20 protein-coding genes and 2 pseudogenes are annotated in these 19,943 nt (G+C 38.1%); 12 read left to right on the top strand and 10 right to left on the bottom strand.

All coding sequences use genetic code 11. The annotated features are described in order from the left end of the window. Positions 1–365 precede the first annotated feature (365 nt). Complete coding sequence (locus ACTWPM_RS00170; protein WP_443131051.1) at positions 366–1,259, bottom strand: proline 4-hydroxylase; 894 nt, start codon at positions 1,257–1,259, stop codon at positions 366–368. 321 nt (positions 1,260–1,580) lie between these two features. Here ACTWPM_RS00170 and ACTWPM_RS00165 point away from each other — a divergent pair, with 321 nt between their 5' ends. The 3 genes from ACTWPM_RS00165 to ACTWPM_RS00155 all read left to right on the top strand — a co-directional run bounded on the left by ACTWPM_RS00165 (position 1,581) and on the right by ACTWPM_RS00155 (position 5,011). After that, positions 1,581–2,606, top strand: a complete 1,026-nt coding sequence (locus tag ACTWPM_RS00165) for an LLM class flavin-dependent oxidoreductase (RefSeq protein ID WP_443131050.1) — start codon at positions 1,581–1,583, stop codon at positions 2,604–2,606. A 1,220-nt stretch (positions 2,607–3,826) separates the two neighbouring features. Next, positions 3,827–4,486 carry a reverse transcriptase-like protein gene (locus ACTWPM_RS00160; protein ID WP_443131049.1) on the top strand — a complete coding sequence of 220 codons (660 nt, stop codon included), beginning with the start codon at positions 3,827–3,829 and terminating at the stop codon, positions 4,484–4,486. Between the two features lie 33 nt (positions 4,487–4,519). Then, positions 4,520–5,011, top strand: coding sequence for a GNAT family N-acetyltransferase (locus ACTWPM_RS00155; RefSeq protein ID WP_443131048.1), 492 nt, complete (start codon positions 4,520–4,522; stop codon positions 5,009–5,011). A gap of 100 nt (positions 5,012–5,111) precedes the next feature. Here the strand turns inward: ACTWPM_RS00155 and ACTWPM_RS00150 are convergent, their stop codons facing one another. Next, positions 5,112–5,606, bottom strand: a complete 495-nt coding sequence (locus ACTWPM_RS00150) for a L,D-transpeptidase family protein (RefSeq protein WP_443131047.1) — start codon at positions 5,604–5,606, stop codon at positions 5,112–5,114. 92 nt (positions 5,607–5,698) lie between these two features. Between ACTWPM_RS00150 and ACTWPM_RS00145 the strand changes: the two genes are divergently transcribed. The 3 genes from ACTWPM_RS00145 to ACTWPM_RS00135 all read left to right on the top strand — a co-directional run bounded on the left by ACTWPM_RS00145 (position 5,699) and on the right by ACTWPM_RS00135 (position 7,614). Further along, complete coding sequence (locus ACTWPM_RS00145; protein ID WP_443131046.1) at positions 5,699–6,067, top strand: hypothetical protein; 369 nt, start codon at positions 5,699–5,701, stop codon at positions 6,065–6,067. 116 nt (positions 6,068–6,183) lie between these two features. Then, positions 6,184–6,633: a hypothetical protein gene (locus ACTWPM_RS00140; RefSeq protein ID WP_443131045.1), complete on the top strand. Its 450-nt coding sequence runs from the start codon at positions 6,184–6,186 to the stop codon at positions 6,631–6,633. Positions 6,634–6,720: 87 nt separating this feature from the next. Then, positions 6,721–7,614, top strand: coding sequence for an NAD(P)/FAD-dependent oxidoreductase (locus tag ACTWPM_RS00135; RefSeq protein WP_443131044.1), 894 nt, complete (start codon positions 6,721–6,723; stop codon positions 7,612–7,614). 185 nt (positions 7,615–7,799) lie between these two features. Here the strand turns inward: ACTWPM_RS00135 and ACTWPM_RS00130 are convergent, their stop codons facing one another. The 5 genes from ACTWPM_RS00130 to ACTWPM_RS00110 all read right to left on the bottom strand — a co-directional run bounded on the left by ACTWPM_RS00130 (position 7,800) and on the right by ACTWPM_RS00110 (position 11,562). Further along, positions 7,800–8,438 carry a FusB/FusC family EF-G-binding protein gene (locus tag ACTWPM_RS00130; protein WP_443131043.1) on the bottom strand — a complete coding sequence of 213 codons (639 nt, stop codon included), beginning with the start codon at positions 8,436–8,438 and terminating at the stop codon, positions 7,800–7,802. A 357-nt stretch (positions 8,439–8,795) separates the two neighbouring features. Continuing rightward, positions 8,796–9,128, bottom strand: a complete 333-nt coding sequence (locus tag ACTWPM_RS00125; RefSeq protein ID WP_224892683.1) for a DUF4257 domain-containing protein — start codon at positions 9,126–9,128, stop codon at positions 8,796–8,798. A gap of 214 nt (positions 9,129–9,342) precedes the next feature. Beyond that, positions 9,343–9,633: a hypothetical protein gene (locus ACTWPM_RS00120; RefSeq protein ID WP_443131042.1), complete on the bottom strand. Its 291-nt coding sequence runs from the start codon at positions 9,631–9,633 to the stop codon at positions 9,343–9,345. 511 nt (positions 9,634–10,144) lie between these two features. Then, positions 10,145–10,549, bottom strand: a complete 405-nt coding sequence (locus tag ACTWPM_RS00115) for a flavoprotein (protein ID WP_443131041.1) — start codon at positions 10,547–10,549, stop codon at positions 10,145–10,147. A 341-nt stretch (positions 10,550–10,890) separates the two neighbouring features. Continuing rightward, on the bottom strand, positions 10,891–11,562 hold the full coding sequence (locus ACTWPM_RS00110; protein ID WP_443131040.1) for an LPXTG cell wall anchor domain-containing protein: 672 nt from the start codon (positions 11,560–11,562) through the stop codon (positions 10,891–10,893). A gap of 173 nt (positions 11,563–11,735) precedes the next feature. On the opposite strand from ACTWPM_RS00110, the gene ACTWPM_RS00105 reads away from it, so the two are divergent. Further along, positions 11,736–12,809, top strand: a complete 1,074-nt coding sequence (locus ACTWPM_RS00105; protein ID WP_443131039.1) for an NAD(P)H-dependent flavin oxidoreductase — start codon at positions 11,736–11,738, stop codon at positions 12,807–12,809. 123 nt (positions 12,810–12,932) lie between these two features. On the opposite strand, the gene ACTWPM_RS00100 is transcribed toward ACTWPM_RS00105, so the two are convergent. Continuing rightward, the gene (locus ACTWPM_RS00100; protein WP_443131038.1) at positions 12,933–13,847 is read right to left on the bottom strand and encodes a DMT family transporter; all 915 of its coding nucleotides are present in this window, start codon (positions 13,845–13,847) and stop codon (positions 12,933–12,935) included. 193 nt (positions 13,848–14,040) lie between these two features. Between ACTWPM_RS00100 and ACTWPM_RS00095 the strand changes: the two are divergent. Next, positions 14,041–14,652: pseudogene (locus tag ACTWPM_RS00095) on the top strand (MetQ/NlpA family ABC transporter substrate-binding protein); the annotation flags it as partial. A gap of 114 nt (positions 14,653–14,766) precedes the next feature. Here the strand turns inward: ACTWPM_RS00095 and ACTWPM_RS00090 are convergent. Further along, positions 14,767–15,489: a 3-ketoacyl-ACP reductase gene (locus tag ACTWPM_RS00090; RefSeq protein ID WP_443131037.1), complete on the bottom strand. Its 723-nt coding sequence runs from the start codon at positions 15,487–15,489 to the stop codon at positions 14,767–14,769. A gap of 385 nt (positions 15,490–15,874) precedes the next feature. Here ACTWPM_RS00090 and ACTWPM_RS00085 point away from each other — a divergent pair, with 385 nt between their 5' ends. Beyond that, positions 15,875–16,159 carry a hypothetical protein gene (locus tag ACTWPM_RS00085; protein ID WP_443131036.1) on the top strand — a complete coding sequence of 95 codons (285 nt, stop codon included), beginning with the start codon at positions 15,875–15,877 and terminating at the stop codon, positions 16,157–16,159. 81 nt (positions 16,160–16,240) lie between these two features. On the opposite strand, the pseudogene ACTWPM_RS00080 reads toward ACTWPM_RS00085, so the two are convergent. Then, positions 16,241–16,306 (bottom strand): annotated as a pseudogene (locus tag ACTWPM_RS00080) (YjzC family protein); the annotation flags it as partial. A 489-nt stretch (positions 16,307–16,795) separates the two neighbouring features. Between ACTWPM_RS00080 and ACTWPM_RS00075 the strand changes: the two are divergent. The 3 genes from ACTWPM_RS00075 (at position 16,796) to ACTWPM_RS00065 (ending at position 19,930) form a co-directional block, all read left to right on the top strand. Further along, the gene (locus tag ACTWPM_RS00075) at positions 16,796–17,494 is read left to right on the top strand and encodes a DUF2294 domain-containing protein (protein ID WP_443131035.1); all 699 of its coding nucleotides are present in this window, start codon (positions 16,796–16,798) and stop codon (positions 17,492–17,494) included. A gap of 575 nt (positions 17,495–18,069) precedes the next feature. Then, entirely contained in the window at positions 18,070–18,777 is a 708-nt protein-coding gene (locus tag ACTWPM_RS00070) for a FadR/GntR family transcriptional regulator (RefSeq protein ID WP_443131034.1), read from the top strand. A 589-nt stretch (positions 18,778–19,366) separates the two neighbouring features. Continuing rightward, complete coding sequence (locus tag ACTWPM_RS00065) at positions 19,367–19,930, top strand: GNAT family N-acetyltransferase (RefSeq protein ID WP_443131033.1); 564 nt, start codon at positions 19,367–19,369, stop codon at positions 19,928–19,930. Positions 19,931–19,943 lie beyond the last annotated feature (13 nt).

Raw genomic sequence — 19,943 nt, 5'->3', positions numbered from 1 at the left:
CATAGAAGTATTTAGGACCTATTTAGAGGGATAGCATTCTCTCTTCTGGAAGGGTCCGTTATTCTCCTGTGGCTGGGTTGGTGGGGAAATGGCGAGACACCCATGGGAGAAGGAATCAGGGGAGAACCCACAGGGAGTGAAACGAGCGAGGAAGCTCACCGTTCCCCCATAGGAAAGCGAGTTATTTCCCCCCCCACCCTATACCTTCTAAGTAACGGACCACGATTTATCTCGAAATCGAGTCTTCAACTATCCGGCCCTATTGTGTAATAAACCTCATATGAATAATCAACAATAAACTTTAACAGAGCCTTTATTTAAGATAAATAAAACCCCATGCCTTTAGAGGCATGGGGTTTTATAACCTACTTGTTTACTTTAAGTTTAGGGTTACGTTCAGCGATAAAATCAGGACGGGCCTTGTTACCGGAAAATGGTTCAACCAGTTGATTTTCCACACTATTGTAAACCATGAACATGTTATTTCTAGGATAAGGTGTTATATTCCCGTTTGAACCGTGCATAGTATTGGATTCAAACAGCGTTATAGCTCCGGCTTTACCTGTAGGTACAGAGATACCACCCTGATCGGCGAGCCATCTCATGCTTTCCTTATCAGGAACTCCCAGTTTCTGCCGTTTTAAAGACTCTTTATAATTATCTTCTGGAGTCTCACCTACACACTTCACGTAATAATTTTGAGAACCGGGTACAAGCATGAGCGGACCATTAAAAGTATAGTTATCTGAAAGAGCAATAGATAAACTTACCGCCCTCATTCTCGGCATGCCGTCTTCTACATGCCACGTTTCGAAATCAGAGTGCCAATCGAATTCTTTCCCAGTAAACCCGGGCTTATAATTAATACGGGATTGATGAATGTATGTTTCACTCCCGAGTAAGTGGTTTACGATGTCCAGAATTCTCTGATCGTTGGCTACTTTTTTAAAATATTCATCATTATCATGAACTTTAAAAATGGATCGAATCTCATTTCCTTCCGGTTCGCGGATAATCATATCCGATTCACTGTCCTGATTAGATTCTTGGAGTTCAAATATTGCTTTTTGCATTTCAGAAACTTCCTCTTCAGAAAAGAAGTTTTCAATCTGAAGGAAACCGTTTTGCTCATAAAAATCAAGCTGCTCGGTAGATAAAGGGGACTCGTGGTCTTTTGAACGATCCGTATGAATAACAGGATCCTTCCTTTTTACAATTTCGGGTTCACTGCTGTACCTTGATGGATAAAGATCTTCCACAATCAAACACTCCTTTTAAAATTTTGACTCATGGTGTGTCTCATCGAGGTTATTCATTAGCCAAGAATAATATCTGGAAAAAAATATCTCCTTGTGCTCCAACTGATACCCTTTCATATTCAGAATAAACATGAAATTCAAAAAAATTCAAGATAGCGAATAATTATATTGTTATAGTAGTGATGATGTAGCAATTGAGAAAAGACATGTGCAACCTGGTAAATTGGTCTAAATCGTTTTATTTTAAAAAAATTAGAGTCCCTGATACGCTTTTAGTACTGGATTTACTGATATTAATCTAAAAGAAAGAAGATGAAGTTTATGTCCGAAGTACAAAAGAAGATTCATACTATTCCTTTTTCAGTATTGGATCTATCTCCCATTACAGAGGGAGGATCTGCAGCTGTGTCTTTTCAAAATACAATAGATTTAGCGCAACATGTAGAGAAATGGGGCTATAATCGATATTGGATGGCTGAACACCATAATATGCCTTTTATCGCTAGTTCTGCTACCTCTGTATTAATAGGCCATGTAGCAGGAAATACGAATACAATAAGAGTGGGTTCCGGTGGAATTATGCTGCCTAACCATGCTCCTCTAGTCGTTGCTGAACAATTTGGAACTCTTGAAACATTACACCCGGGGAGGATTGATCTCGGGCTGGGGCGGGCACCCGGTACTGATGGAGTAACGGCCCAGGCTTTGAGAAGAGAACTGCAAAGTGACGGTCAGGATTTTCCGAGATTGTTGAAGGAACTTCGAACGTATTTTAATCCTTCCTTAGGTTCCGGGAAGCAGAAAGTACGTGCCATTCCCGGTACGGGGTTAAACATACCTGTTTGGCTGCTCGGTTCGAGTGGGTTCAGTGCACAATTATCTGCCCAGCTTGGACTGCCTTTTGCTTATGCTAGTCACTTTTCTCCAAATAATACACTGGCTGCGCTTGAATTATACCGCAGTCAATTCCAACCATCTGAGTCAATGCAAAATCCTCATGCGATGCTTGGTGTCAATATCATAGCGGCAGATACAGATGAGGAAGCTGAGCGTTTAGCTACTTCATTGTATCAACAGTTTTTAAATCTCATCCGGAATACGGAACTTCCTTTGCAGCCGCCAGTTGCCAGTATAGATGAAGTGGCTACGGAAAGAGAAAAGATGGCATTGCGCCAGCAGTTAGGGTCTTCTATCATTGGAAGTAAGGAATCCGTTCGAGAGCAGCTTCAAAGGTTTATTGATAAGACTCAGGCTGATGAATTGATGGTCATTTCTCAAATCTATGACCACGAAGCAAGAGTTCGCTCCTATGAAATTGTAGCCGAACTATTTAAAGAAGCATCCTAGTAATAGAAACACCTGCTTATAGGCAGGTGTTTTTTAACTTTATGTAATGGCAGTATGCCGATGAGGGAGCAATAATAGGTTTGGATAAAACGGATGCTTTTAGTTTCTTTGATAAAAAAAGGGGTACATTAGTACAAAGAAGGTAAATAGGGAGGGGGCCAAGTGAAACTGAGGCAATAGCTGAAAGATAAATGGAATTTTATTAAGCTTTTTTTGGTATTGCTGACAGCATTATCTCACCGTTACGGTAATAATTTCCCAACGTTATGGTCCACTTTTTGCGGAAAGTGGAAGTGACCCTTTTATTATTCCAGCCGGTTATGCGTTTCTAATTTGGTCTGTCATCGTTACCGGTACAATAATTCACTGAATTTACTAGTTATTACCTCTTACTTACAAATATGAAAATTTGGATAAAATCTCTCTGCCGTCAATATTTGTATTTTTAGGCTTTGATTTATGGATTATTGCGGCTTTTAACGTATGGCTTCATGCCACCGTTTTAATTTTTATTGCAATGGGAGTGGCACTTAGGTTTGTATTCCTGGAACTTCTTTCGGTCTCTTTAAGCTACTCGGAAAGAGGGATTGTCTATCTTACATTTGCATTATATTTTGGATGGACAACAGTAGCGGTTTTTGTTAATTCAGCTTAACCTATTTTCTAACCTTGACTTGGGCCTTTATTGCGATCATTATTGGAACATTACAAAGTGGAGCAGCCGCATTACCATTAACTATTTTTGCTATCGCTGCAACACTTGTCCTATTTTACAAAGAAATTGTGCACCACACGCAGAAATGGAGTATTCCCTGAGTTAAGTAGTGAGTAAAGAAGCGCATGGACTACGTCTATGCGTCTTTTTTTTTATCACTTTACCTGTTTGGTTTATAAAATGAGAAGGAAATTAATCAAGATAAGAGGATTTTTTTGTTAAGTAGTATTTCGTTCCATTCTGAAGAACGATATCATAATTGATATGATAGGCTTCGAAATATCTTATAAACATTCCTTTTCATGAAGAAAATCAAGTTGAAATGAGTCTCTTTCTTTAATTCCTTGTTTAGCATAATATAAGGAGGACCAAGCAGACTCATGATAACCATTAGTGTTATATTGTTGGAAGTTTTGATTAAAATATTTATATGACTGCTCTTAGAGCGGAGGAAGAAAATTTTTAGAACAAAGTAAGGAGACTATGAAAACAAAGGGGTCATCTCATGGATGTACGAATGGAAATTATGTACCACGTTCCCAAAGGTCCTAAGGCAAAATTTACTTCTGATGAAATGCATGTCCCAGAAGCCATCCTTATCGCAGAAGATATGTTAAAGACAAAACGTACAGATTCGATTACTTTTCTAGACAGCTATAACACCGAATGGACATTAAAAGAACTGAAGGAATATATCAAAGGAATCCAAACAGAACCCCATAATGTAAGGGTATATTTTGACGGAGGTTTTGATTTGGAAACTAAGAATTCAGGGCTCGGCTGCGCCATCTACTATGATCAGAACGGCAAATCTTTTCGTCTTCGAAAAAATGTTTTGGTACATGAGCTTGACACAAATAATGAAGCAGAATATGCTGCCCTTCACAATACACTGCTTGAACTGGATTTTTTAGGGGTACATCATTTACCCGTAAAGTTTATCGGTGACTCTCAAGTAGTTATCAACCAATTGATTGGAGAATGGCCGTGTCTGGAAGAATCACTGGATAAATGGGCTGATCGAATTGAAGAAAAGCTTAGTCAATTAGGGATTCAACCTCAATATCACTTAATTTCTAGAAAAGATAACAGAGAAGCAGATCGTTTAGCCTCTCAAGCTTTAAATAATATCGAGATTACTAGCACCACTGAGATATTTAGTTAGACCTTAATCTGTTTATATGGGGGAATGAATTTTATGGAAGAGTATAAGGTGATACAAGCTTCAGCAGAGGACATTGATTTTTTATGGGAAATGTTATATCAGGCGATTTATGTGGCAGACCATAGCAACAGACCTACAAGAGATATTTTAAATCACCCTGATATAGCCAGCTATTTGTCAGGATGGGGACGACCAGGCGATGTTGCTATCCTCGCTGTTCGTGGTGGAGAGCGAATTGGTGCTGTCTGGTGCCGATTATTTGAGGAAGAGGGTGCTCCCCATGGTTTTATAAATCGTGATATCCCTGTATTAAGTTTGGCCCTTTTGCCGGAACACCGAAACCGAGGCATAGGGAGTTTATTGCTTGACCGATTTATGGAGGAACTTAAGTGTAAAGGATACTCCTCCTTATCATTAAGTGTAGATCCGGACAATCCGGCGAAACGTTTTTATGAAAGAAAAGGCTTTGTGAAAATAGGGGAAAGCGGAACCTCGTGGGATATGAAATTGGAACTGGTTAATTAGAAAATCCACTTTTATAGAGTACCATCCTTTTGTAAGATAATTAATTATGGAGTAAAGTTTGAGTGTTTTATTTTCACCCCCGTAGTATTAGAATGGCTGTTTAACGATGGATAAGAACCGGGGTCCCTATAGGAATGATGCTGGCCAATTCTTCTACATCTTGATTATACATACGAATACATCCTTTCGAGACGGCTTTACCAATCGAACTAGGATCATTTGTACCATGGATCCCATAGTGTTCCTTTGATAAACTCATCCAAAAGCTTCCAAATGGTCCTCCTGGATTCGGCGCTTTGTTAATAATAATAAAGCTGCCAGTGGGTGTACCTTGAAGCATTCTGCCAACAGCAATGGGAGACTGCTTTTGCTTGACTCCATTTTTATAAAGAGTTAGCTTACGTTCATTGAGAGAAATATCAATATTGTAGGGGATGCTTGCTGCACTTGGAAACCCAGGGATGACAATAGGCTGTCCTGGGAAAATCATGTTTGGATTAATGGTGGGGTTAGCTTTGATAATTTCCATTAAAGGTGTTCGGTAATCTCGTGATATCTGAGTTAGTGTGTCGCCTGTTTTTACATAATGAATCAAGAGAAAAGCCTCCCTTTATTCTAGGTATTCATACAAGATATATGAGGGATGGGGAGGAAATTATTCTCTAAATAGGAAGAAGAGGAATTTGAATGAAAATTAAAATCATGCTTGCCATCCTTATGTTCATTTTAATGTCGGGATGCGGAAAAGAAGAAGTCACCTTTGAAAATGTAGATGAACTTCCTGGTTTGTTAGAACAACAAAAACTAATGGTAGGAGGAAAAGGGGTATTTGAAGAAGGGGGCAAACATTACGCATTTATTGTTGTGCATAATGGAGAATCGGTAAAGTTTGATCAAGTGTATTACATGTCTGATAAAGACCAGGCCCTAAATTTTAAATACAAGATCAAAGGAGAACCTGAAGACGATATAAAAAGTCAGATGAAAGTGGAAGTAATTGAATTTCGTCCTGACCAGGAAGTTAAGTCCTATTGGTTCAATGGAAAGCGAATATAAAAATTTTTTTAGAAGAACAAGTACTTAGTCAGATGACGGTTCTTGTTCTTTTTATAGTTACGTTTAATAATCTGCTAGTTTTACGTGCATACTATGAAAAAAAGAAGTGATTTCTAATGATTTTCAATGTACTCTTTGGCTTCATCCTACCTTTTAGTATAAATATGCTTATTTTTCTACGAAGACCTGTGCTAGTTATACTTATGTATCCTTTAGGTGTGTCAATTGCTTTTTTAGCTAATGATTGGGGGTATGATTTATTTTGGAAAGTAAATCCTACACATGAAAATCCTTCCTTACCTGCTCTTCCTTTCAATATTGGCTATTTTCCTTTAATAACAAGTTCTTTTGCCCTGATAAATGAAACTAGGGTCGTGAATTATAAAGCTCTGATTTTACTTTCTTCTCTTATTTTTTCAGTGCTGGAGTACACCGCAGTATCTCTAGGTAAAATTGATTACTATAACGGGTGGAATATTATCTACTCATTCTTCATTTACTTAGCAGGATTTATAGTCTGCTACGGATATATCGGACTTTTAAAACGTTACCGGCTCATAGAGTAGGGACGAGGACGCATAAGTAGGAAGTATATAGCATAAATTATTTCAATAAGTAAGTTAGAAAGAAGAATATGGAATGGAGACCTTCTTATGAAATACGACTGTATCATTATTGGAGGGGGCATTGCAGGCCTTCAAGCCTCTATCCAGTTAGGACGTTATAAAAGGTCTGTATTGCTGATTGATGCTGAGGATGGCAGATCTTCTTTATGTAGAAAGTACAGTAATATTCTTGGATTTCCTAATGGAGTAAGTGGCCAAGAACTACGTAAAGCAGGTCGCCAGCATGCTTCAAATCTTGGAGTAAACATACGTAAAGACAGGGTGAAGGACGTGCATAAAAATAGTGGCGAATTCACGGTATATACGGTAGGGGGAGGAATGTACAGCGGTAGAAACCTTCTGCTCGCCACAGGTTTGAAAGACCATATCCCTTCCATTCCCGGAATTAAACCTTGTCTTGGACTTTCAGTCTATGTGTGTCCGGATTGTGATGGTTATGAAATTGTAAACCAGCGGACTGCAGTAATCGGTTCTGGAGACGTGGGGGCTGCTATGGCAGCAACTCTTCTCTATTGGAGTAGGGATATTATATTTATTAATCATGGGCCTGAAGAAATTTCCGAGGAATGGTTGCAACGTCTAAAGGGTGAGAACATAGAAGTGCAATCCGCTACGGTTAAGGAATTACATGAAAAAGAGGGAAACTTATACAATATAGAAATGAAGGACCGTAAGAGTCTTCAAATAGAGAAAGCTTTTTTAGCATTTGGAGGCAACCATGTGCGTACAGAGTTGGCTGTAAAGCTTGGAGCTAAAACAAATGAAAACCATCATCTGGTTATTGATTCCAGAACCAAAATGACGAGTGTCCCTAATTTGTGGGCCTCAGGCGATGCTGCTGCTCATTCAGAATTAGTTACGGCTGCGATGGGAGAAGGTTCCCTCGCTGCAATTTGGATTCATAAGGAGTTACTGAAGTAAGAAAAGGAAGAGATAGTTAAATGCTTCTTCCTTCCTCTATTATCATATTTATTGCTGCCATTTTGGACTTCTCGTTTTACGCGGTTAGTTGCAGAAAGAATACGAGTTGCTAAGGAAAAGAAAGCTATTAGTAGAAGTATAATAAAAGCTCCACGAAACCAAATGTTTCGTGGAGCTTTTTCCTGTTATTCTGTCATTAACTCAATAAAGTTATCAAGTGAATGCAGGGATTTCAAGTTCTCGTTACAGCGATTGCTATCCTTACATATATAATTGCCGCGGCTGATTGAGTTTGCAGATGTCGATTTTTTAAGGGAGGTGGTGAACATTCCAACTTCTTCATGTTCCTTACAGATTGCACAAATCCCACTTTGCCTGGAAGGTTTGAAGTCCCCACGAATACCAATTAAATCCCCATTCTTATAGGCTGCAATATATTTCTGGTTAGCCCCTGTGTCGTTCCAACCTAAGTAGGAAAGAGTGCTCCATTCAATACTTTCTAATGAAGGAACTTGGAGTTTTTTAACTTTAGGGAATAATCCTTTTATGGTTTCTTCATTAAGCGGATGAAATGCAAATACGTGTTGTTTTAAGCGAGAGAGGAAGAAGATTGCGTCGGTTTCATCTTTTACCTCCTGTACTTGTTCAATAATTTCTTTTTGATCATCTGATAAGTCGGAAAATAAATCGATGACTTTTTCTCGGGTAATTGATTTTAAGGCTTGAGTAACAGCCTGATCGTTGGTGGACGTGTGTGTACTTAAAAGAGTTGTCGTCTGCTCCTTTATGAAATTATACTGATCAGCTCTGATGAAAGATTCCATATTCATACCTCCGTGATCGTTAAAATAAAAGCCGCTTATAAGAATTGTAGAGGGAAACATTGCGAGACCCTTGGCTATTATTTTACAAAACATATGAAAAGTTATACAAGTTTTAAGACTTTGGGATCCAGACAGTTAATGAACATGAAATGGGAGAAAATAGTTGAAAAAAGTGCACACTAAATCTGTAATAAAAATTAAGCTGAAGTTTCTTTATAAAAATGCAAAAAGGCGCATGAGTAGAAGGAAAGTGAAGGAAGTCTAATAGTCTGATTCAGGAATATAAATTACATTCTAAAAGAGGGGGGGTATGTAAGAGGAAGAAGGTTAAAAAGACCAGGATTGGAATCGAGTTTTTTATTTTAATCTTTGATTAATGCGATCCAATCCTTCGATTTTTGCTTTCTCAGTACTCAGTTCTCTTCTCAGTAAAACATTTTCAGCTGTCATACCTGCCAATATTGAGATACCCACTAATGTGCGCAATACTTCGGGGTCAGGTACTAAGTAGGTAACCGCAAATATGGAAGCAGCTGCTCCAATGAGGAAATCGGCTAGAAAACCCAAATACAGTCCCTGTGGCCTTATTCTTTTTTTGGGAAAGACCAACACTTTGCCATTTCTCATCAAATGGGCAATTACACCAGTCAGACCTCCAATTAACCCGGCGATCATTAGTGTATTAGTCACATATATTCCCCCTAAATTTAGAGTCGAAAAAAAGCGGCTTTGCGAAGATATTTAGGAACATAAGCAAATATGCACTAATCATCGACAAAGATCCGCTTTATAAACGAGCACTTTTATCCAAAGATACCCAATAATACTATAATGAACACTATGGAAACAGTATACAACTAATTTGTCAGAAAATAAAGACTTTTTTGGATATTTTTTACTTTACTTAGTAATTTATGGGATTGATTTTATTGATAAGCTCATGTAATTCCTTTTCATAATAAACTACCTCTTTTTTTGTCGAAGCCTCCAACATTTTTCTGTGCAGGTTTTCATACTTTTCAAGATCCTTGGCTTCCATTTCGTCTAATCGAGGTTTCTCGTTTGTGTACAATGTATCCAAAAAATGCTGAATCTCGTTAAAATAGTAACGGACTTCTTCAGGAGATGAGGCGTTCTTTAATAAAGAAAGCATGTGGTCGAATTGTCTTTTCTGAATTTCATTCATTTGGATCAACAGCCTGATCCTCCTTTTTCGTATGTTAAGTCATATTCACTTATTACCACCAACATGATCCTTTCACACGACTACTGTTAAATTTATGTAGAAAACTCTTTTTATTAGGCTCTTGTATAGTTTATGGTTGATTTTTCATAAGAGACTTATTACAGAATAGTGTCGTATCCTTTAAGACTCGACTTCGAGATATTATGTGGTAAATAGGGCTTCAGGGAACGACTCCCTTTCCACAAGCCCTGGAGGGCCCGTGGAAAGGGATCTATTTCCCCATTCACATTTTTCCAAACGAAATGAACGAAACCGTTGTTACGCAAACGGGAGCCTAATCTTAAAATCAACACGGAGGTTTAACAGAGATTTTTAAGGAGTATTATAATTTTATGCTAAACAGGATGAAAATTCACTATAATTCCATTTGATCTTGAGTAAGTTGTATGCAAAAGGAAAAAGGCCTGAAAGATATCAAACTACCCATCTGGCCTTTCACTTCATACAAATCTTAATTTTATTAATTTGGAATGCCAGTTTCCACGTATGTACGTTTAAGCTTCCACTCGTGGTTTGCTGTATCCTGTACAAATGTTTGGAAGAATAAATTAGAAGTTTCAACTAACTTACCCTCCATTGTAAGAGTAGCGCGAATAATAACCATACGTTCGTTTGGCTTTAGAGGTATAATAGACTGGGTTGTTAACACCCATTCCATCTCTTGGTCTTTAAAGTATTCAAATGTTTGAGTCCATCCTTCTACCGATTCCTCAAAACCGTAGTCTTCAGCTTCACCTTGACGAATTTCTCGCGCAATTAAATCATCAGATATGACAGCTTTCATATAGTCAGAGTTTAACTGCTTCCAGTTTTGAAGATAATCGTTTAGAAACGAATAAAAATCAGTTTTATTTTTCGTTACCAAAGAAACACTCACTCCCTTCAAATATTGACAACTATTAAAACATTAACTGGATGAATTTTCAAATAGATTAAAGGCTGATTTAATTTACATAGTATTGGCTCTGTTTATTGTTAAGACTCAGGTTCGATATACTCTGGTCAGTTGCCAAAGAATGAGAGTTGGTGGGGAAATAACTCGCTTTCCATACCACTGTTTTTATTAAGAATGTCTCGACTCTGTTCTCCCTGAATAGTGAACTTAGTAATCCTCACAGCTGATTGAAGACATATAATAAAAAAAGAGCAGGCCTATTGCCTGCTCAAAAATCCAACTTTCATTGGGAGGATTGACTTATAGTAGTATTAAGTAAGTTGTTTTTTTAGAATAAGGAAAAGCCCAGTGCCCGCAGATATGATCAAACCTACTAACATCATAAGTGGGTTGTTAGAGGAAGTGTCAGGTAATTCGCCACCCTCTTCTCCTTGTTCTGCAGAAGCTTCTTCCTCAGAATCAGTAGCTTCTTGTTCATCTGATTCAGAAGAAGTGTCTTCATCTGAACTACTGGATTCTGAACCATCTTCTTTATCAGCTACAAAAGAATCCCACTCACTCTGTGATACTTCACAAGGTAAGTTATCATTGTCTCTGTCTAGATCATGAGGGTCATTATTTTCGTCATAATCATTTTCATACCAGAAGGCCATGACTTCTTCATGATTTTCGAAATCGTCACAGTTTTTGTCGTTACTTACTGCTGACTCGGAAGATTCACTAGTCTCTTCCGAATTTGATTCTTGATCTTCAGAAGGTTCCCAGTCTTCAGTCAGGCTTTCACATGGTTGACCATCTGAATCTCTGTCCAAACCGTCAGGATCGTTTTCAGCAGAAAAATTATTGTCATTCCAATACTCCATTACCTCGTCACCGCTCGAGAAATCATCACAGTTCTTATCTTCATCAGCGCTGACAGCTGAGGCACCGCCTGCTACCATACCAAGGGAGAGCAGACCAACAGCGAACATTTTCTTTATCATCAAATTCCTCCCAGAATTACCAATCCATCCCAATGGCATAAGTCTAGTAAAACATGGAAACAAGGCTTTTTACAAGAGAATAATGTAATTTTTGATAAATATTTTGAATATTTAGTCATTTTTAGTTAAGATAATTATAATATTTAGTTTCCATTTGAAAGGAGAAGTTTCAATTGCGATGGAACAATAATCAGGTGACAAAATTGCTGAGTTGTGACTATCCGATTATTCAGGCAGGGATGGCAGGGGGAGTGACCACTCCTGAACTAGTAGCAGCTGTGTCAAATTCGGGAGGGGTAGGAACGATAGGAGCAGGTTACTTGGCACCTGATAAATTAGTGAAAATGATTAAGACAGTCAAGAATAAGACACAGAAAACGTTTGGGGTAAATGTTTTCATCCCGAAACTCCCTCACTATTATCCGGACCAAGTCGCTCGATCCCGTCAGCTGCTGCAACCTTATGAACAAGAGTTAAATCTCACGCCTCGACAGGTAATGAAAAGTTCAGAATCTATTTTTGAGGAACAAGTAAATGCAATTATTAAATCACAAGTTCCGGTCTGCAGTTTTACTTTTGGGGTGCCTGACAAAAGATTGGTGGAGGAATTACATAAGAATGGGGTTAAGGTGATAGGAACAGCAACCACAGTAGAAGAAGCTGTTATTAACGAGGAAGCCGGAGTTGATATTATTACTGCCCAGGGAAGCGAAGCAGGCGGCCACCGGGGTACTTTCAACGTTTCATTTGATCAAGGCATGATTGGAACGATGTCTTTAGTCCCTCAAGTCGTTGATGAAGTAAGTCTTCCTGTTCTTGCAGCCGGAGGAATTATGGATGCGAGAGGTTTAGCAGCCTCTCTTATGCTCGGTGCTGAGGGGGTACAGATGGGCACAGCCTTTGTGACAAGCTTGGAAAGTGGAGCAAAGAAACAGCATAAAGAAGCAATTTTACATGCAAAAGAAAATGAAACAACCATAACTTCAGTGTTTAGTGGAAAACCTGCCAGAGGGATAGACAATGAATTTATAAAAAAAATGAAACCTTATCAAAAGGAATTGCCGGATTATCCTATACAAAATGAGTTAACCAAGGAAATACGAAAAGAAGCGGCTCAAAGAAATAAACCGGAGTGGATGTCCCTTTGGTCAGGGCAAAGCCCACGCCTGAGCAGGAGCAAGCATGCCTCGGATGTTGTAAGGGAAGTAATAGACGGAGTAGAAAAGCTTTATGGTAGGAGTAACTAAGAATCATAATTTTTTATATGAGGTAATACCGAGTTATTTCACATTCCTTCTAAAGGAAGAAAATCCCCCACCTATACATGAGGTGAGGGAATCTTTAATCCTATGTGAAGTTACGTATTAAATTCACATACTGGAAGCTTTTGATACCTGGCTTTTTCGCTGCATAGGCTTAGAGGTATCTTGAATAACAATGACAGAAGCAATAACAAGAGCAATTCCAAAGTATTGCCAGCCATCAAGTTGGTCATCGAAAATTAAATATCCTGTAAGGGAAGCTACAACAGGTTCGACTGTAGCAATTATAGAAGCACGGCTGGACTCAACACTTTCCAATCCTTTGGTGTAAAGAAGGAAGGGAAGCATCGTGGATAAAAAACCGAGTCCTATAACGATAAGTAATGTAAATTCCCCAAAAAGAGGGAGGGTGTTCCATATCTGACTAAATGGAATGGCTGCGAGAGAAGCAAATAAAAAAGTATAAACAGTAACTGTCAATGAATTATATTTCACTAGAGCATATTTTCCTAAGATACTATAGAGAGCATAGAATAATCCAGATCCTAAACCAAGAACGAGTCCATATAAAGATATGGATCCTTTCACGTCGGGGAACATTCCGATTACGAGCGTGCATCCTGAGAAAGTCAGAAATAGTGCCGCTGTTTTTCGAATAGTAAAGGGTTCACCAAAAAGGAACTTTGAAATAATGGTAACAAAAATAGGCGCTGTATAGAGAAGGACGAAAGCAATTGAGATCGAGGTCTCTTCCATGGCACTAAATAGACACCAATTGAATAATACAATACTTATAATCCCAGTACCCAAAAAATAACGACTGTCTACAAGTTTTATTTTTAGATAACGCCGGTCTTTTATAAGGGTATATGTAAGGAGAAATAAAAATGCGGTAGAAACCCTTACTGCGACCACTTGAAAAGGAGTAAAACCTATTCTATAGAGGTAGGTTACAAAAATACCAATAACCCCCCATAACGCCGCCGCGATAAAAATTGAGAGTAATGCTAATTTACGGTTCATTCTATCCCCCTTTTCTTTTAAAGATTTTCGTCTATTATACAAAAAAAGGAAGGTGGATAGAAGTATGAGTAATAAATAACTTAGCAGCTAAGCTCCTCAAGCCTATAAATCGCCTGTTTCACTTCATTTTTATCCTAAATTCCAATGATATGAATAGACTCACCCAGAGCAGTAGAGTATAAACCGATTAGGTCAACCGAACAAAGCTTTAGCCAACGGAGATTTAGATGCTAATCTATTTCAACATCAAATATTTTTGGACTCATTTAAAGAGGAACATAACCTAAAACTTTCCGAAGTTATTGTTGTGTCAACAGCACCAATGGGTCTTTATTCCAATAAGTTTGAAGATGTTCAAAGTATAGAAGAAGGAAGTACGTTAGGAGTGCCGAATGATCCCACTAACCTTGCAAGAACACTAATAGTTTTAGAAGATGAAGAACTGATTTCAATTAGTGATGATGTGGACCCACTACGCGCTTCTCTTAAGGATATTGAGGAGAACCCTAAGAATTTGGAATTCGTGGAAGTGGAGGCTGGTCAGCTCCCACGTCTGGTAGATAGTGAGGACTTAGCAGCGGTACCAGGAAACTATGCTCTGGCTGCAGAGATGGACCTGACAAACGCTCTAGAGTTAGAGGATATGCCGGACGATTACCGGAACAGAGTAGCTGTTAAAACAGAAGATTTAGAAAAACCTTTTGTAAAGGATATAAAAGAGGTTATTCAATCCGAGGAATTTGAGAAAATTATTGATGAGAAATTCAAAGGCTTTGGGAAGCCTGCATGGATGAAAGAAAAATAAATAGTACCCTTCCCGCAGACTAAATAAATACTGAAATCATTAAAGCCTTCCACTTAGGTAAGTGGAAGGCTTTCTGTAGTTAAATGCAATTTAGATTGTCTAAATTATTTTGAGTTAGAAAGGGTTAGTAGCCCATTGTAGCGATGTCTTGATGAAGATACGAGGGTGTAGTTTGAGTTGAGCAACCATATATTCTGCCAGGTCTTCCGGCTGCATATATTTCTCTTTATCTTGCTCACTCAATTCGTCACCAAAGGAAAGCTCAGTAGCTACAAGGCTAGGATTAAGCGTAAATACACGAATATTATTTCTCCTAACTTCCTGCATAAGAGCTTCTGTCATACCTTGCAAAGCGAATTTAGAGGCGCTGTAAGCAGTGGATCCGGCTGTTCCTTTAAGTCCGCTGCTGGATGATATATTAATAATATCACCCTGGTCTTTTTCAATCATTTGCGGTAAGACCGTTCTGGTTACATGATAAGTTCCAAATACATTGACCTCTAGAGTGTGTTTCCATTCTTCCGGTTCAATTTCAAGGAAAGAGCCATAAGTACCAATACCTGCGTTATTAATAAGGATGTCCGCATTCCCCAGTGTATCCTGTAAACTTGATACAGCTTGTTCTACTTGTTTTAAATCCGCAATGTCAACGGTAGCAATACTTGCCTTTACTCCGTATGATTCCGCTTCCTCAGCTACTTTTAATAACTTACTTTCTGTGCGTGCCATTAGACCCACGTTCACGCCTGCACGCGCAAGCTGAATAGCAGTAGCACGGCCGATTCCTTGTCCGGCTCCAGTAATGTAAGCTATTTTTCCTTCGATAGGTTGTCCCATGTCCTCTCATCCTTTCTAATTATCTTTCAATGTAAGTTTACGTTTATGAAAAAGAAGATTCAAAGATATGGATTTATTAATTTGAAATTTCCTCTTGATTCAATTTACGAATAAAATATTATGTGAACAAAAAAGTTTGAAAAGAAACCATTCCTGATGTTATCCAATCCTTTACAAAACAACTAATCCATGATAGTTTAAGATATGGTTAAAAGGGATAGTACTTTTATCTGCATATAATAAACTTTAAAATATAATACAACAAATAAGAAATTATTGGTGGGAATAAGCTAGACAAATAGAGCTAGACATAAGCCAAAAAAGAACTTTGACACAAGTTTCTTTTTTGGCTTTTTTTAATGGAAAAAAATGGAGGTTTTTTTCAATGAAGCACTTGAATAGTTATATCCAGCAACAATCATTTCATCTTTTAACGTGCGTTCATTTAGTTAAAAAAAGTAAGGAAGCTTACGAGCATGCAAAAGAAATAGTGGAATCTGGATCTCCAATTTCAGAGGATATTTGTAAGGCCTGCGCTGCGATTTGTAGAGATTCTGCGAAAAAACTTCATTCTGCGAAGGATGATTCTATGGATAAAATGATTGAACTGTGCCTGGTGAATGCAACTTTATGTGAGGAAATGATAAGTATGGTTAAGAATGATAAATAGAAGCGGATTCAACTCCGTTCCTTAGCATGAAAAGAGCCCCCGGAAGTTCCTTATAGGAATGGGGGCTCTCTTAATTTTTAACTATTTAACTTTCTTCCAGTAAGCTCCTTCTTTACTGGAGCGAAGAGGAGGAAATGTTTCTCCACTTTCAAGTTTTACTTGTTTCTCATCCTCAGTAGGATTGCTTTGCTTCGGCCGTCTGTAAGTCCATCAAATTCGTAAGTTCCATTTTCTGGTACGTTTTCGCCTGTCTTGTAACGATCTGCCATGTAAAACATCTCCTTTTAAATGATTTAATTTCTTGCTCACCTATCTATTTCCATATCTTCCAATTTATAAACGTGTTATTTTCGGAGTTTTATATTCTTATATAATATTAGGTGTTGAGTTAACGCCAGATCTCAGGTCATAACAAGCAGGAGTAAGATTAAGAATAGTAAATAAATAATTAGAAATTTATAAGGAGTATGGGGATTTTCTGAAAGCTGTAGTATGTACTAATGATATAAGTAAAGAGATGTTAAATTTGTTTAAAGCAATAGCTGGTTAGAAGTTTATTATATAAAAAAAGTGGGGTAATATCATATTGTGTAATTTAGCAATATGTTGATGGAGTGTAAATTATTGAAATAAGGAATGAGAGTATTGGAAAATAAGTCTTTAAATTCAGAAATAGCAGGATATATAGGGAAGCTGCTTCGAGATAACTTTGGGAAAGGGCCAACATCAGTATATGTTTCTATTAAAGATCCATTCGTTTCGATTTATCTAAAAGATTTTTTAGCGCCTATCGAACGATTATTAGTAGGACAGAAAAATTATCACAAAGTTGAAGAAACACGGGACTTAATGTTGGAAGAGTTAATCCCGGAGATTAAGGCAAATTTGAGAGTTTCAGCAGATCTACATATAAAAAATTTTTATTATGATTGGTCTCTGGAAAATAAAACTGGTGTACTACTTGGAGTTATGGATAAAAATGAAAGTTGCGTTAGACAAGAGTTTCCTGCATTTACTAATAAAGAAAAGCTTGAAGAAGAAATGATTAAGGTAAGTGAAATAGCTCAAAAAGCTCCGGATCATCTTGACTCTATTTATTTGAATAACCGAACTCTAGTCATGGAACGTAAAGGGATTTTAACAGAGCTCGAAAAAGAACTAATTCGTAGTGGTAATGAAGAGCAATTAATATTGAGTAAAAGACAGCTTGAAAAGAGGTTAATGGATTTGAAAATATTTGAGTCCATATTAGGTGTACACATTAGAGACGTCTTCGTAGATTGGGATTTTTATTTGGATATTAGTTATTTAATATTGATTGTAGAACCAAAATAATAATCAACGACCGTCGTTTGTAATGTAGAAAACTAAAATATGGCCCAATCGTCCACGTATATGTGGGCATTTTTTTAGTTAATTAATATATTGTAAAGTGGGGAATAACATTAAATGCAAAAAAAGGTTAAGATTCTCGTTATTAATGATAGACTCACATATACTTGTCCTCAGATAATCTTATTTTGTAAAAAATTATGTAATATTTAAAAAATGGAAATACGAATCTGAATGCTGTTGACTGTTACTTTATGTGCGCTCACATTTCCATTTGTCTTTCTTATGCTATTTAAGAATATATTCTTTCATTACAAGTAAATGAGAGCCGCAGGAGTAAGTAATTTGGGTTCATAATGTGGTGGCCGCTGTGCAGTGGTGTGCTCTCCGGTAAAGAAGGGGATATTGTCTGTAAAGTCATTGGTCTTGCTTTACTTTATGGAATATGTGCTGGAGTGGCTGTCTTACTATTTGAATCAATTTTCTAAAGATATATTATCCCTCTGCTTTCCCTGTCACCTATATTAAAGTAAAATGAAATAGAATATGAAATGTGATAGAAAGCTGGAGGAACTATTATGGATTATAAACCTATAAGACCAAAGAAAATATATGAGCAAGTAGCAGATGCTCTATTAGAATCGCTGAAGAATGGAGAACTGAATCCTGGAGATAAACTGCATAGTGTAGAACATTTGGCCAAGAATTTTAATGTAGGTCGCTCAGCTGTAAGGGAAGCTTTAAGTGCACTGCGGGCCATGGGGATCTTGGAAATGCGCCAGGGTGAGGGTACGTATATTAAATCATTCGAGGCCTCACGTTTTTCACTACCGGTTTCCGCTGCATTTCTAATGAGAGCAGAGGATATGAAAGAATTGCTGGAGGTTAGACAAATTCTTGAAGTTGGAGCTGCCGGTTCAGCTGCACTGCAGCACAGAATTGAAGATTTACAGCCAATGGAAGAAGCTTTGCGCGCAATGGCGGAAGCTAATGGGAATGGAGAACTTGGAGAACAAGCGGATCTTGATTTTCACATGGCACTGGTAAAGGCTACGCATAATGAAATGTTGATTCAATTAATGCATAGTGTTTCCGAAATCATGATGCAGGCAATGCGTGAAACCCGTAAACTGTTACATTCGAAAGAAAGAACTGAAAAACTTTTGCAAGAGCACCGCCGAATTTTCAGAGCCATTCAAAACCGTTCAGAACTTCAAGCGCGTGAAGAAATGACGATCCATCTAAGAAATGTAGAGAAATCAGTCTCGCACATATTAGAGCGTTAAAAGACAGTAAGGAGTCAACTTCTCATAATCATCAGATGACCTTATGGTTAAAGCTGTGAGGAAAAGGTATGAAAGTTTCTCTATTAATTACTTTTCTCTGTGCCAGATTAAACCCAATATAGGGATAGATGCTATACAATTACTACTGCAGTTTGGCTTTGAAGTAGATTTTTCAGCTAACCAACCCTGGTGCGGATTGTCTGCTTTTTATAGTGGTTATTTAAAAGAAGCTAAAGAAGGCATGAACAGGAGATTAAAGGTATTGAGGATTCGGACTATTCGGGGTCTTGCGTACACATTGCAGCGACTCAAAAGGGCTAGTATTGAGTACAGCGATAACTACAAATGTTTCTTCACCTTAATAGCTGTAGCCTTTCTAAGGTACCTCGGGCTACTTTTATCGCAAGAATCAAGACGAGCTACCTGAAGTCGAAGACTGAGAGGGTTACGTCTAGTAGAGGCTTGACTAGGTGCGCCACGTCGTGCGGCAACGCCGAACGACCCTGTGTCGCGCAAGGCCGCCCGAAAGCGAGCCCTTCCCAAGCAGTTTGGGTCTGCTTGTAAATTCATTGGTAAAGGGGATAAAAGAATGAATCCGATTTTAAAAGATGTTCGTTCAAAACTTGAAACAGAGAGGTTAGTTTTGAAAATGCCGGAACCAGGCGACGGCGCTGTGATCAATCAGGCTATCCAGGCATCTATAGAGCAGCTCCGCCCATGGCTTGGTTTTGTGCAGGATGTTCCAACGCCGGAAGATACAGAAGTTAATACCCGTGAGGCCCATGCTAAATTTCTCACGCGCGAAAATCTTAGATATCTTATTTTCTTAAGAGAAACTGGAGAATTTGTAGGTTCTACAGGTTTTCATAATATTGATTGGAAAATTCCGAAACTTGAGATAGGATACTGGATTGACACCTCAAAAAGTGGGAACGGTTACATGAGAGAAGCTGTGGCAGCATTGACTGACTATGCTACCAAGGAATTAGATTGTGTAAGAGTAGAGATCCGTTGTGAATCCGAAAATCTTAAAAGCCGGTTGATCCCTGAAAAACTGGGTTATGATTTAGAAGGTATTCTTCGAAATGAAGATTTGTCGGTAGATGGTCAAAGACTCACAGATACATATATTTATGCAATGGTGGCACTGTAGAAGAAAGTGCTGC

It is taken from the genome of Halobacillus sp. K22 (assembly GCF_052246795.1).
In the GTDB taxonomy this organism is placed as follows: domain Bacteria; phylum Bacillota; class Bacilli; order Bacillales; family Halobacillaceae; genus Halobacillus.
Note: the sequence above shows the minus strand (reverse complement) of the source record. Positions and strands in the feature narration are given on the sequence as shown.

Bases quoted from the DNA above. Each gene is read 5' to 3' on its own strand.
- ACTWPM_RS00165 (WP_443131050.1), top strand. From the start codon at position 1,581: ATGTCCGAAGTACAAAAGAAGATTCATACTATTCCTTTTTCAGTATTG.
- ACTWPM_RS00160 (WP_443131049.1), top strand. From the start codon at position 3,827: ATGGATGTACGAATGGAAATTATGTACCACGTTCCCAAAGGTCCTAAG.
- ACTWPM_RS00155 (WP_443131048.1), top strand. From the start codon at position 4,520: ATGGAAGAGTATAAGGTGATACAAGCTTCAGCAGAGGACATTGATTTT.
- ACTWPM_RS00145 (WP_443131046.1), top strand. From the start codon at position 5,699: ATGAAAATTAAAATCATGCTTGCCATCCTTATGTTCATTTTAATGTCG.
- ACTWPM_RS00140 (WP_443131045.1), top strand. From the start codon at position 6,184: ATGATTTTCAATGTACTCTTTGGCTTCATCCTACCTTTTAGTATAAAT.
- ACTWPM_RS00135 (WP_443131044.1), top strand. From the start codon at position 6,721: ATGAAATACGACTGTATCATTATTGGAGGGGGCATTGCAGGCCTTCAA.
- ACTWPM_RS00130 (WP_443131043.1), bottom strand. From the start codon at position 8,438: ATGGAATCTTTCATCAGAGCTGATCAGTATAATTTCATAAAGGAGCAG.
- ACTWPM_RS00110 (WP_443131040.1), bottom strand. From the start codon at position 11,562: ATGATAAAGAAAATGTTCGCTGTTGGTCTGCTCTCCCTTGGTATGGTA.
- ACTWPM_RS00100 (WP_443131038.1), bottom strand. From the start codon at position 13,847: ATGAACCGTAAATTAGCATTACTCTCAATTTTTATCGCGGCGGCGTTA.
- ACTWPM_RS00090 (WP_443131037.1), bottom strand. From the start codon at position 15,489: ATGGGACAACCTATCGAAGGAAAAATAGCTTACATTACTGGAGCCGGA.
- ACTWPM_RS00085 (WP_443131036.1), top strand. From the start codon at position 15,875: ATGAAGCACTTGAATAGTTATATCCAGCAACAATCATTTCATCTTTTA.
- ACTWPM_RS00075 (WP_443131035.1), top strand. From the start codon at position 16,796: ATGAGAGTATTGGAAAATAAGTCTTTAAATTCAGAAATAGCAGGATAT.
- ACTWPM_RS00070 (WP_443131034.1), top strand. From the start codon at position 18,070: ATGGATTATAAACCTATAAGACCAAAGAAAATATATGAGCAAGTAGCA.
- ACTWPM_RS00065 (WP_443131033.1), top strand. From the start codon at position 19,367: ATGAATCCGATTTTAAAAGATGTTCGTTCAAAACTTGAAACAGAGAGG.